The organism is Thermosipho sp. 1070 (genome assembly GCF_001682135.1).
In the GTDB taxonomy this organism is placed as follows: domain Bacteria; phylum Thermotogota; class Thermotogae; order Thermotogales; family Fervidobacteriaceae; genus Thermosipho; species Thermosipho affectus.
In genome coordinates this window covers 930579-943523 of sequence record NZ_CP007121.1, presented here as the reverse complement: position 1 = coordinate 943523, position 12945 = coordinate 930579, and the positions used below count along the sequence as shown (strand labels likewise).

The following is a 12945-nucleotide window of genomic DNA, read 5'->3' as shown; positions in this document are numbered from 1 at the left end:
TAAATGTAATACTATAGTTCGCATAAACAAAATAATTAAAAATCAAAATACAAAAGTTAACAATAACATTATCATTAATCAACATAAATATTATATAATTACTTATGGCCTAAAATAAAATAACCATATTTTTAACATAGGAGGTGTAAAGTATGAAGAGCATAAAAACAAAAATGGTTGTATTTATATCCTTGCCCATAGCTATATTGCTTCTCATAGCAGGAATAATAATATTAAAAATTTCTACTAACGAAATCACTCAAATTTCATTTGATTTTTCGCAAAGCATTCTCAAAGAAACAAATAACGCTTTTGTTGAATATTTCAACAGATTTGTAGATTTTGTAAAATACACATCAAAAATGGATAAAATCAAGTCCTTAGATGAAAATGCTACAATTTTTTTAAAAAAGCAAATAAAAGATTTTCCAGAAGTTGATGATTTTTTCATTTCAGATATAAAAGGAAATTTTCATGCAACAAGTGGCGCCAGGGGCACTATAAAAGATAGAACATATTTTAACGAAATAATAAAAGGAAAAGATATATCAATCAGCGATGTGGTTTTTTCCAAAGCTTCTGGAAAACCTGTTTTTGTAATAGCAAGTGCTATAAAAAAAGATGGAAAAACAATAGGACTTTTGGGATCCGCAATATACGTTGATGTCCTTACCAAGCAAATAAAGACCATAAAAATTGGGAAAACAGGATATGCAACCTTAATAAATTCTTCAGGACTTACCATTGCACATCCAAATAAAGATTATATTTTGAAACTCAACATTCTCAAAGCAGAAGGATTTAAAGGTCTAAAAGAAGCTGGTGAAAAAATGATAAAAGGTGAAACAGGATTTTCAAAAATTATTGATCCAAATAATGAAGAAAAATATATCTTTTACTCTCCGCTTAAAGGAACTCCTGGATGGTCACTTGCAGTTATAGTACCAAAAAAAGAAATTCTCTCAGGTGTGTTCTTCATTTCCAATACCATACTTATTTCGTTTTTCATCATAATTTTAATATCAATCATTCCAATCCTTATAGTATCCAAATACATTTCAAAAAGTGTCCAAAAACTATCGGAAAAAGCCTTAGATTTTGGAGGAGGAAATTTGAAAGTAAGTTTCGAAGTAAAAGGAAACGATGAAATAGCGCAAATTGGAAATACACTAAATAAAATGGCACAAAACCTAAAAGATGTTTTATTTAAAATCAAAAATACTGCAGATACACTTGCCGATACTTCAAAAACATTTTTCAACAAATCTATTGATTTAGAGAAGATAGGAAATAATGTATTTGAAAGTATATCACACCTTAATTCTTCTGCACAAAACATTTCCGCCACTATGGAGGAACTTACAAGCAGTGTAGAAGAAATAGCATCAGCTGCACAAAATGTATCAAATGCCGCACAAAATCTTTCAGAAAGCGCACAAAAGGTTAACAACAATGCAAAAGAAGGGGAAATTGCCATTAATACAATTGTAGATGTTATCGAAAAAACAAAAGAAAAGGCAACTTCTACCAATGAAATAGTCGAAACTCTATCACAAAATGCACAAAATATAGGGGAAATAGTTAAAACAATAAATTCTATTGCAGAACAAACGAATCTACTTGCACTAAATGCTGCGATCGAGGCTGCACGTGCAGGTGAAGCAGGTAAAGGTTTTGCAGTAGTTGCAGATGAGATAAGAAAACTTGCAGAAGAAAGTAAAAATGCAACACAAAAAATCAACGAAATACTTGTATCCATTAAAAATGCTTCAGAAGACGCTTCAAATGCTACAAAAGAAACCGTTGATGAAATATTAAACACCAAAGAAAAGGCATTATATGCAAAAGATGCAGTAATAGATATACTAAGTCAAATTGAAAACATATCACAAATGATAGAATCTCTTGCATCAAGTGCACAAGAGCAAAGTGCATCGACACAAGAAATTAGCAGTGCAATTGAAGCGGCAACACAGGAAATAACCGATGTTTCAAATACATTGGATAACACAAGTAAAATAACAAAAGAGCAATTTGAATTAATTAAAATCATAAAAAATGAAAGTGAGACTCTATCATCACTTTCCATAAATTTGGACAACGAAGTTAATAAATTTAAATTTTAAGTTACAAAGCCCCTTAAGGGGCTTTTATTTTCCTTAATTAGATGTATAATTTTAATACAACGAAACTTTGTGGAGGGATTAAATGATCTTAGCTGTGTTAACAATAAACATTGTTTTTGTTATATATCTACTTGAAAGGAGACTATACAGACTATCTAAAGTTTTTATTCACGTAGTTTCTATATTATTCATTCTAACATTTTTAGAAGCTTTGAATTTCAAAACAAATAACCTTTACATACAATATTTAGAAGATATCATAGGCCTCACGCTAATTCCCGCTTTTTATGTCTTTTCAAAAGATATAAACGGAGAAAAAACAAATATAAAAGAAAGAATTCTTATTTCTATTCCAATCTTCTTGCTAAACATTCCAAATTTATTTCTATTCGGTAAATCAGATATTTTACTTGAAAATAGAATATTTTCTATGTTATTAGTAATCTACGGCGCAATTATTCTTTTTCTCTCTTTTTCAAATATTTTAAAAGCAAATATAAAGAAAAGTATAAAACATAGTATTATTCTCATATCTTCAACACTGTTATTTTATATCTCCCTTGAAATATTGTTTTTTTCTAAAAATACGCTAAGAATCTTGTTTTCTGTCTCTTTATCTTTTTTCATTACTATGTTTATATTGATAAGAAGATCTTGGCTTAATATCTTAGATGAATTAAAAGACGAACTCTTAATGTCCTTTTCCGATGGAATAATAGTACTAGATAACCAAGGATACGTCTTAGACTTAAATAAAACAGCAAGCAAGATTTTAAATCTTAATTTCAACAATATAATAAATAAAAAACTAGAAGAAAATTTTAACAACGATGAAGTAATATTCAAAAACAACACATACTATATCGTCAAAAAACTATCGTTTAAAAATGGAATTGTATACCTATTTAGAAATATTACCAAAGAAATGGAATACTCAAAGAAACACACTATAGCGGACAAACTTTTTTCTACGCTCTTTAAAAACATACCTGATGCTGTTGCAATAATCACTCCAAAAGGAAAGATAATAGAATGCAACAGACAATTTACCAACCTTTTCAAACTTAAAAGACTTGAAAATATAGAAAGTATCGTACCATCATATTTAAAATCAGAATCAAAACTCATTATACTTGAAGTCTTAAAAAATGGATATGCAACATATGAAACTATAAGAAAGTCAAAAGATGGAAAAAGCGTTTTCGTAAAAATTCGTGCGGTAAAATTTGAAATTGACGATAAAGTATTTCTTTATACGATATATACTGATATTTCCAAAGAAAAGATGCTTTCATCAAAACTTTCAAATCTACTGGAAAAAGACCCTTTAACGGACACATTTAACAAAACATACATTGTAAAACAAATGGGAAATTTATCCTCTCTTCTCTATCATTCGCTAATATTAATAGATATAAAAGGCTTTAAATGGATAAATTCCATAAAAGGACATAAGTTTGGTGATCAACTTCTAAGAGAAGTTTCAAACACGTTAAAAGAATTCACAAAAAAAGAAGGTCTTGATGTGATAATCTCAAGAGCACAAAATGACGAATTTTGGTTTTTAATAAAGGATTTGGATATAGATCCAATAAATGCGCTTGAGAAAACCAAAGAAATTATCGCAAAGCTAAAAAAAGACCTTTCAACACTAGAACAAAATTTCTTTATAGGATCTTACGTATTTAAAAATTCCGAAGATCTAGAAGAAATAATCAGAAAAGCAACCCTTTCACTTTCAAAGGCAAAAGAAAGTAATAAAGAAGTCATATATTCTAAAGAAATTGAAGACCAAATCCAAAAAGAAATAAAAAAGGAAAATCTCATAAAAATAGCAATTAGAAACCAAGAATTTATTCCTTTCCTGCAACCTATATCCACCGAAGATAGAAAGATAATTGGTGCCGAAGTATTAATAAGATGGAAAAAAGATGGAAAAATCATTCCACCTAGTGAATTTCTTAATTTTCTGGAAAAATCCAGAAAGATAACAGATGTTTCTCTACAGATTTTTGAAAAAGTTATGGATTTTTTGAAAAAAAATCCAAAACTCAAGTTTATAGATATAAATATAAGTCCCGTTCAAATTAAAGAACCAGACTTTCCAATTAATTACTTAAAGATAATGGAAAAATACAATATTCCATCCCAAAAAATCGTCTTTGAAATAACAGAAAACTTATTCTTAAGCTACGATAACACAGTAAAAGAAAATATTTCTAGATTAAAAGCAGAAGGTATAAAACTGTGTCTTGATGATTTTGGAACAGGGTATTCCTCTCTAAGTTACCTTAGAAATTTACCTTTCGACATACTAAAAATTGACAGAGAATTTGTTAAAAACATTGATGATGAAAAAAACATCAACCTTCTAAAAGCAATCTACAGTATTTGCGAAACTTTTAATCTAATAGCAATTCCTGAAGGTGTGGAAAACGCTCGACAACTTGAAATTCTTTCTATGATAGGGTTTAAACTTTTTCAAGGATATTATTTTGGCAAACCACAATCTTTAAGCGAGTTTTCAAAATTGATAAATTAACTTTACTATAAACAGTTATCGTTACTCTATATAAAATTCCGATTTTTCCGTTTCTATACATAATCTAAAGCTTACATCCCCTATATTTGTACCAATTGCTTTTATTTCATACCCTTTTGCTCCTATATTCTTTACAAAAATCTTGCCTCCACGTAATTTCAACGCTGCTTTAAAAAGATAATTCTCCAAATTTCCTTTTAGACTATCTGACAAAAATAACATATTATTTAAAATTCCTACAGTCATGAAAAACAACTTTTTTTGGGTGGTACTTATATTATTTCCAAGGGAAAAATCTGGCGCATTCCACCACCATCTACCGTTCATAAAATATCTTGTTATAACATCCCTTAGTGCACCATATAGACCTTTTTCTGACATATTCGTTATCTTCATTCCATCCACATAGCCTATAGAAGGTAAAAGAGGAGCCCTTACTCCAACTATAAATTCACCAAGTAAGTCTCTAATTAATTTTAACCCTTTTCTGTATGATTGTATTGGTGTTACACTTTCCTTTCTCTTTCCTTTGACAATACCAGCAAAAAGAAAATCTAACTTAAAGTATTCAAATCCCGCATTTTTAATTCTTAAAAAAATATTCCTTATATGCTCTTCCACTTCATTATTTGTTAAATCGAGCGCGTATAATCCTTTTCCATTTATATTGTATATCTTCTTTGGATTCCCTTTTTCATTTTTTACAAACCAATTCTTTTTTTCTTTAAAAATATCTGATCCTTCCAAAACTACAAAAGGGGCTATCCAGATCCCAGGTTTCATCCCATAACTTTTGATTTCTTCTGCTATTTCTTCAAACGATGAAAACTTAGGTTCCCAATCTCCTATATTTTTATACCAAAAATCTATTTGAAAAACTTCAAATGGATATTTTTTTGCATAGTCTAAGCTCTCTTTGAAATTAGTAAGACAATTCCATTTACATGACCACCCCACTGGATTCCAATTGGAAAATGAAGTTTCTAAATTTTTTTTAACCATATCAGAATATACGTTCACCAACATATCCACGTTTCCATGCAAAATAACCAATGGTTCTATTTCTACATAATCGTCAAATTCCGTGTCGTAATAATCTATATAGCATTCCACTATATCATCTTTTACCACGAAAAATGGATGCCCAATTTTCGAAGATAAATAACCAAAAAAACTTTTTTCCGTTGCAAAAAAATAATCAATTTTTTTGTTATCATCCCATCCCTTTAAAACAATATCCCCTTGAAGTCTAGCTTCATATATCTTAACTTTTCCCAATTTTCCTTTAACTTTTCCCGTAATTATTTCTCCGTTTTTTATTTCTTCTTTTTCTATCAACAACTCCATATAAACAGCTCCCATGTTGTTATTCAACTATATTATATACAAAATTCATCCCTTTAGTCCACTACTTACCAAACTCTTAACAAATAAGTTTTGTATTAAAAAGAAAATCAACAATGTAGGAGCAAGTGCTATCATAGTACCTGCCATAATAGTTCCCCAATTGTTTGCCGCTTCCGCATCAATAAGCATTTTAACACCTATTTGTACTGTTTTCATTTTATCATCCATTGTTATAACAAGTGGCCAAAGATACATATTCCAGGCATATACAAAGTTTATAAGTGCTGCACCTCCAATCATAGACTTTGACAGTGGTAATAATACCTTCAAAAGATATTGCATGGGAGTTGCTCCATCTATTCTTGCAGCATCACTTAATTCCAAAGGTATAGTTCTAAAATGTTGCCTCATAAGGAATGTATTTGTTGCACTTGCGGTAAACGGAATTATCAACGCATAGTATGTATTTACCCAACCAAGAGATTTCATCAGCAAAAACATTGGAACTATCATTACAGTTTCAGCTGGTAAAAATAACGTTACAAATAACGTAGAAAAGGCGATTTTTTTACCTTTGAAATTAAAATTGGAAAATGCATACCCAGCTAAAACACCCGTTATCAACTTTCCGACAGTTATAAATACCGAAACAATTAAAGAATTAACCAACATTCTTCCCAAAGGAACCAATTTTAATGCCTCTTTATAATTTTGCCAATAAAAACTACTTGGAATAACCTTCGGTGGAAACCTAAAAACTTCTGAAGGTTTCATAAAACTCATGAAAAAGGCGAGTAAAATAGGTGCAAACATTACCAATCCCACAAATATTAAAAGTATTTCAAAGATAATAAAGGTCCATCTATTCTTTATCTTCATATTTTCACCTCACTGATAGTGAACTTTTCCTTCGACAAATTTAAAGTAAAGATAAGTAATTATCGACATTATACCAAACATGACCACCGATTGAGCTGATGCAAGCCCGTTATCCTGAAACGCAAAACCATCTAAATAAAGTCTGTATATCATGTTAGTTGTACTATTTAAAGGTCCTCCGCGAGTCATAATATCGATAATTCCAAATGATGAAAACATCGTAGTTGTAAAATTCATAATAAACAAATAAAACGTTATAGGTGTAACTAGTGGGAATTTTATCCTCCACATTCTAATCCACCCATTTGCTCCATCCATTAAAGAAGATTCCAAAATGGAATCTGGTATATTTTGAAGAGCTGCTATGTAGAAAATTAAATCAAACGGCAACATCTTCCAAACCGTTGCAGCTATAATTGCAATCATTGCATATGGCTTGGTTGTTAACCACTTAACATCTAAGTTGAATGTAATCTGAAATAAATAACTAAACAACCCTGCAGTTGGTGTAAACAACATAGCCCACAAAGTTGCAGAAATAGCAGGCGAAACTGCATATGGTGAAAAAATCAAAGTTCTAACAACTTTTGTACCTGGTAAATCCAATATTAGTAGCTGTGAAATCAAAAAAGATAAAAATATAGTAAGTCCTACACTTACAAATGAATAAATAAAAGTATTTTTCAAAACGTCATAATACTCATTGTCACTAAACAAATCTATGTAGTTGTCAAACCCCACAAATACTTTTTTATCTCCAAAATAAGTTTCTTGAAAAAAACTCATTTTAAATGAGTTAAAAGCAGGCGTATATATAAATAGTATTATAATAACAAAAGTGGGAATTAAAAGAAAATAAGGCGTTAATTTTCTCAATATTACACCTCCCAAGAAAGTGCCCCAAACGGGGCACAATTTTACTTGTACAACCTGTTATATTTTTTCAGTGCCTTTGTTACTTCTCCAGCAGCCCAATTAAGTGCTTGTTCTACAGTCATTTGACCATTTATCACTTTTTCATATGCTGTTTCAATAATTTCCCTTGTTTCCGGGAATACACCTATTATTGCACCATTTGTATTTGGTGTTTGTTTTGACAACAACAATTGGAAAATAGCGGTCAAATAATTCGGTTTTTCTGCATAGAATCCTTCCATTAACAGTTGTTCTACGGCATCTTTTCTTACTGGGAAATAACCTGTTTCATTGTGCCATCTTATCTGTTGTTTTGGTTCTGTCATCCATTTTACAAATTCCCATGCTGCATCTATCTCTTTCTTTGGATGATTCTTCAAGATCCAGAGAGAGCCTCCACCAATTACAACTCCACCTTGTATAGAAAGAGATGGCTTTGGAAGGAATGCTGTTCCTACTTCCCAACCATTTTTCTTTGCAGTTTCCGTTATAAACTTTACATCAGACGTAGAATACAGTAACATTGCAGCTTTTCCAGATAAAAAGATTTGCCTTGCTCCACTCCAATCTTCTCTCTTTGTATTTATTAACAATCCTTCTTTTGTCATCTGTGCAAGAAGTTCAAAAATTCTCTTTCCAGCTTCGCTGTTAAAAACTGCTTTATCTGGTCTTTTACTCCCCCTACCATTGTCGTTATTAACAAGTGGTGCATCTTGAACAGCCATTAATTGTTCAAAGAACCAAGAGTGTGTAGGCCAAGTAAGTCCATACCTTATTATATTTCCCTTTTCATCTTTCTTTACTAATTTTCTACTGTATTCTATTAATTCATCAAATGTCCTTGGTGGTCTTTTTGGGTCAAGACCTGCTTCTTTAAATGCAGTTTTATTGTAAAATAAAATGGCATTTGAAGAGTTAAATGGCATAGAATATAACTTTCCATCCACTGTATAGTAATTTAAAACTTGTGGCAAAAATGCTCCCAAATCAATTGTAGGATCCTCTTCAATTAAATTTCCTATTGGAACGGTAATATTTCCATCTATCATAGCCCTTGTACCTATATCGTAAATCTGAACAACATGTGGAGGATTTCCAGCCTTTACAGCCGCTATCGTTTTGTTAAATGTATCTCTATATGATCCCGTATACTGAACCTTAATTTCTATGTTTGGATGAGTTGCCATAAATTCCTTTGCCATGTTTTCTAATAGTTCTATCCTCCATCCACTCATAGCATGCCAAAATTCTATAGTAACCTTTGAAAAACTCAAAACACTTAAAATAACAAGAGCAAAAATTAACACTTTTTTCATAGCTCTCCACCTCCTGTTTTTTGGTTTAATTTATTATAAAAAAAAATAATTAAGATAAAAAAGGGCGAAATATAAAAAAAATGCAAAATATTCAAATATATATACATCAAATACATGTATATAGCCATTTTTTACACTTTTTATTTTATATTTACATTTTTAAGTAAATATGAAGAATTTTTAAGGAAGGAAAAAATCCCCATCCGATTGGATGGGGATTTTCTTTATGCGAGTAATGTTTTTAAATCTTCTTCAACTGTTGTGATAGGGGCAATATTGAATTTCTCAACTAACACTTTTAACACATTTTCAGAAACAAATGCCGGTAAAACTGGCCCCAATCTTATTCCTTTTATTCCCAAGTACAATAGCGCCAATAACACTGCAACTGCTTTTTGTTCGTACCACGCTATATTATACGCAATTGGTAATTCGTTTATATCGTTTAACCCTAGGGCTTCTTTTAATTTTAAAGCAATCACGGCAAGCGAATAAGAATCGTTACATTGACCTGCATCCAAAATTCTTGGAATACCGTCTATATCACCCAAATCAAGGTGGTTATACCTATACTTTGCACAACCTGCAGTTAAAATAACCGTATCTTTTGGGAGTTTCTTTGCAAACTCCGTGTAATATTCTCTTCCAGGATGTCTTCCGTCACAACCACCCATAACTACAAACTTTTTAATTGCTCCTGATTTTACCGCGTCAATTACTTTATCTGCAAGTTTTAAGACCTGGTTATGTGCAAAACCAATCACAAGCTTTTTACCTTTTCTCTCAGGAATTGGTCCTAACTCGAGAGCCTTCTTAATCACAGGTGAAAAATCCTTTGGTTTTCCATCTGTTCTATTTGGAATATGTGTTAGCTTATCAAATCCTACAAGTCCAGTTGTAAAGACCCTGTCTTTGTAAGAACCTTTTGGTGGGACTAAACAATTTGTAGTCATCAATATTGCTCCACCAAATTCTTCAAATTCCTGTGTTTGTTTCCACCATGCACTTCCAAAGTTTCCCGCAAGGTGTTTGTATTTTTTTAACTTTGGATAGGCATGTGCCGGAAGCATTTCTCCGTGCGTATAAACCATTATTCCCGTTCCTTCTGTCTGTTTTAACAATTCTTCAAGATCCAACAAGTCGTGCCCACTAACCAATATCGCAGGTGTATTGTAAGTCCCCGTATACACTTCTGTAATCTCTGGATTTCCAAATTCTGTGGTATTTGCCTTATCAAGTAATGCCATTGCATCTACCGCAAATTTTCCAGCTTCTAGTACCAAGGATACTAATTCATCTGCTGTTATATCATCTCTCAATGTTTCAACAAGTCCTCTTTGAATAAAGTATAAAATATCATCATTTGTGTGCTTCAAAATATACGCATGATCTGTATATGCAGCTATACCCTTTAACCCGTAAATCAACAGTTGTTTTAGAGATCTAATATCCTCATCTTTATCCGAAAGCACTCCTACTTCCATTCCCTTTAATTCGTATAGATCAGCCCCGCCTTTTTTATACCATTCTGCAGCTTCTGGAACCTTTTCGTCAAATGGTTTTCCCTCTTTTTGTGCATATACGTCTAAAAATTTATGCTTTATTCTATCCCTTAATTCAAATGCCCTCTCAATAAATTCAACCATTCTTTCAACCGAAAAATTCACATTTGTAATAGTCGCAAACAACATTTCCGCAACAAACAAATTAACTTCTTCATCCTTTACACCGTACTCTTTTGCTTTTAAAGACCAATAAGATATTCCCTTTACAAGCCAAATAATTAAATCTTGAAGATGTGCTACTTCTGGCGTTTTACCACACACTCCAACGGTTGTACAACCTACACCTTTTGATGCCTCTGAACATTGATAACAAAACATTCCAACACCTCCTCATTTATCATCGTAAATTCTCTTTTCTCCCGAAATCTCCTGAATAGGCTTTATATCCTGTGTAACCTCAAGGGTTCCCAAGTATTCTCCTTTTTCATTGCGTACTGCAAAATATCTAATGTATACATACCTTTCTCCAAGTTTTAACCAAAAATCCGCATGATCTCTTTTTCCAGACTTAAAATCTTCCAATATTTTATTAACAATATCTATACTCTTTTCCGGATGACAGTTCTGCACCTTTCTTCCAATAATTGCCCTACTTCTTACAAATATTCTATCTTTCGTCTCGCTAAAATATTTAACTTCATCATTTTTATCAACAAATGTTATATCTACCGGTAATGTATTTAAAACATATTTTAATTCCTCTAATGTAAACTCTCCACTTGGAAGTTTTATATTTTCATCGTAAACTCTTTCCTCAATCTTTACTCTTTTTTCCACACTCACAGGGGTTATCCCTATATATCCTATTTCATCAAATTGTTCCCTTATATCTAACCACTCCTCATCACTTATCAACTTCAATGCAGTTGGAAACAAAACAGAATGTTCTTTGTGCACATGGTTTAAAAATAATTCAAGTAATCCCATTGAAATTTCATACAATTTATTCTTTGCTAACTCCAAATCCCTTTTTTCTTTAATACCTATAAGTTCTTTTCTTAAAAGTCTTACCTGATCATGCTCTTTCCACATCACCGCAGGGGGTTTTGTAATACCATGTTTTTCTATATACGGGAATAAAACGTTTTCTTCCTTTTGAAAATATTTTTCCGCTTCGTTTAAATCATCTATATACCTTTGAAGATTTAAAAGTATGGGCAAAGCAGATGGAACATCACTCTTTTTAAGTAATTTATCAGATAATTCCTTTAGCCCTTCTAGACTTTTGATTATATATTCATGTTCTTTCATTAATATATAAATGGGATGCCACTCTTCCACATCTATCTTTTCAGAATCAATGTACTCTTTAAAAAGTTCCAGGTGTACATCGCAGACTGATTGAATCTTCTCAATTGACAATCCTTCTTCTTCCATTAATTCTTGTTCAACTTTTGCAATCTCTTCTGCGGATAATTCCTTTATAGTTTCTTTTAGTTCTCTTTTTAATTTTTCATCATCTCTTTGAGATACTCTCAAAATTAAATTTTTTAAATACTCTTTTTTATTGAATAACTCACTCATATTTTCAACTCCTCTCAACTTGATTATACAAATCCTATACCATTTTGTCTGTAACATATGTTACACGTAAAAATCTATTACATCTTTATCCAATATGTATATTTTATTTCCCTCTTTTCTAATTATTCCTTCACTTTCAAGCGACGAAAATGCCCTAGAAAGTGCAGGTCTTGTTGAACCAAAAAGCTGTGAAAGCTGTTCTATTGACTTATCCAAAACCACAATCTCACCACCACTGTACTTTGATGCAAGATATATCAATATTTTTTCCTTTAGACTATTTAAAGTTATAAACCAAAGTTTTTGAGATATAAAATAAAACTTTGATCCCAAAAATTCCACCAAAGCTTTTAAAAAATCTATATTTTCACTTGCAAGCTCAAATATTTTTTCCTTTTTCAAATACGCAACTTCACACCTTTCCTCGGAAATTATATCCACAGGTAATATTGCTTCTCTGGAAAAAGAAATATTAACAGCCAAAAAATTGGGGGCTTTTATTTCTTCAACCACGAGATTTTTCCCGTTAAAATCGTTCATCTCACCACGTACCTTACCACTCATTAAAACCATTACTTCATTTATTTTTTCTCCTCTTCCCTTTATTAATTCACCTCTTTCATATCTTCTAAAAATGATCTCCCTATTTTTTACTAATCTTTCTATCTGTGATATTTTCAATTTTTTAAACACTTCTATCTTTGAAAACGTTTCAATTAGCGGATGCATAC

General features: G+C 31.3%; 9 protein-coding genes. 2 read left to right on the top strand and 7 right to left on the bottom strand.

Features of this window, described 5'->3' with window-relative positions:
* The first annotated feature begins 152 nt into the window (after positions 1-152).
* Both Y592_RS04680 and Y592_RS04675 read left to right on the top strand, forming a co-directional pair.
* The gene (locus tag Y592_RS04680) at positions 153-2126 is read left to right on the top strand and encodes a methyl-accepting chemotaxis protein (RefSeq protein WP_075665859.1); all 1974 of its coding nucleotides are present in this window, start codon (positions 153-155) and stop codon (positions 2124-2126) included.
* 82 nt (positions 2127-2208) lie between these two features.
* Positions 2209-4668 carry a bifunctional diguanylate cyclase/phosphodiesterase gene (locus Y592_RS04675; RefSeq protein ID WP_075665858.1) on the top strand — a complete coding sequence of 820 codons (2460 nt, stop codon included), beginning with the start codon at positions 2209-2211 and terminating at the stop codon, positions 4666-4668.
* Between the two features lie 21 nt (positions 4669-4689).
* On the opposite strand, the gene Y592_RS04670 is transcribed toward Y592_RS04675, so the two are convergent.
* The 7 genes from Y592_RS04670 to Y592_RS04640 form a co-directional block, all read right to left on the bottom strand.
* Entirely contained in the window at positions 4690-6015 is a 1326-nt protein-coding gene (locus Y592_RS04670; protein WP_075665857.1) for a glycoside hydrolase family 36 protein, read from the bottom strand.
* A gap of 45 nt (positions 6016-6060) precedes the next feature.
* A complete protein-coding gene (locus Y592_RS04665; RefSeq protein WP_075665856.1) occupies positions 6061-6894 on the bottom strand; it encodes a carbohydrate ABC transporter permease in 834 nt (277 codons plus the stop codon).
* Between the two features lie 9 nt (positions 6895-6903).
* Positions 6904-7770: a carbohydrate ABC transporter permease gene (locus Y592_RS04660; RefSeq protein ID WP_075665855.1), complete on the bottom strand. Its 867-nt coding sequence runs from the start codon at positions 7768-7770 to the stop codon at positions 6904-6906.
* A 41-nt stretch (positions 7771-7811) separates the two neighbouring features.
* Complete coding sequence (locus Y592_RS04655) at positions 7812-9125, bottom strand: ABC transporter substrate-binding protein (protein WP_075665854.1); 1314 nt, start codon at positions 9123-9125, stop codon at positions 7812-7814.
* A gap of 224 nt (positions 9126-9349) precedes the next feature.
* A complete protein-coding gene (gene hcp, locus Y592_RS04650; RefSeq protein ID WP_075665853.1) occupies positions 9350-11008 on the bottom strand; it encodes a hydroxylamine reductase in 1659 nt (552 codons plus the stop codon).
* Positions 11009-11020: 12 nt separating this feature from the next.
* Positions 11021-12214 carry a DUF438 domain-containing protein gene (locus tag Y592_RS04645; protein ID WP_075665852.1) on the bottom strand — a complete coding sequence of 398 codons (1194 nt, stop codon included), beginning with the start codon at positions 12212-12214 and terminating at the stop codon, positions 11021-11023.
* Between the two features lie 60 nt (positions 12215-12274).
* On the bottom strand, positions 12275-12943 hold the full coding sequence (locus tag Y592_RS04640) for a Crp/Fnr family transcriptional regulator (protein WP_075665851.1): 669 nt from the start codon (positions 12941-12943) through the stop codon (positions 12275-12277).
* Between the last annotated feature and the right edge of the window lie 2 nt (positions 12944-12945).

Excerpts from the sequence above, each read along its gene's own strand:
- Y592_RS04680 (WP_075665859.1), top strand. The coding sequence starts at position 153 with ATGAAGAGCATAAAAACAAAAATGGTTGTATTTATATCCTTGCCCATA.
- hcp (WP_075665853.1), bottom strand. The coding sequence starts at position 11,008 with ATGTTTTGTTATCAATGTTCAGAGGCATCAAAAGGTGTAGGTTGTACA.
- Y592_RS04640 (WP_075665851.1), bottom strand. The coding sequence starts at position 12,943 with ATGCATCCGCTAATTGAAACGTTTTCAAAGATAGAAGTGTTTAAAAAA.
- Y592_RS04665 (WP_075665856.1), bottom strand. The coding sequence starts at position 6,894 with ATGAAGATAAAGAATAGATGGACCTTTATTATCTTTGAAATACTTTTA.
- Y592_RS04675 (WP_075665858.1), top strand. The coding sequence starts at position 2,209 with ATGATCTTAGCTGTGTTAACAATAAACATTGTTTTTGTTATATATCTA.
- Y592_RS04655 (WP_075665854.1), bottom strand. The coding sequence starts at position 9,125 with ATGAAAAAAGTGTTAATTTTTGCTCTTGTTATTTTAAGTGTTTTGAGT.
- Y592_RS04645 (WP_075665852.1), bottom strand. The coding sequence starts at position 12,214 with ATGAGTGAGTTATTCAATAAAAAAGAGTATTTAAAAAATTTAATTTTG.
- Y592_RS04670 (WP_075665857.1), bottom strand. The coding sequence starts at position 6,015 with ATGGAGTTGTTGATAGAAAAAGAAGAAATAAAAAACGGAGAAATAATT.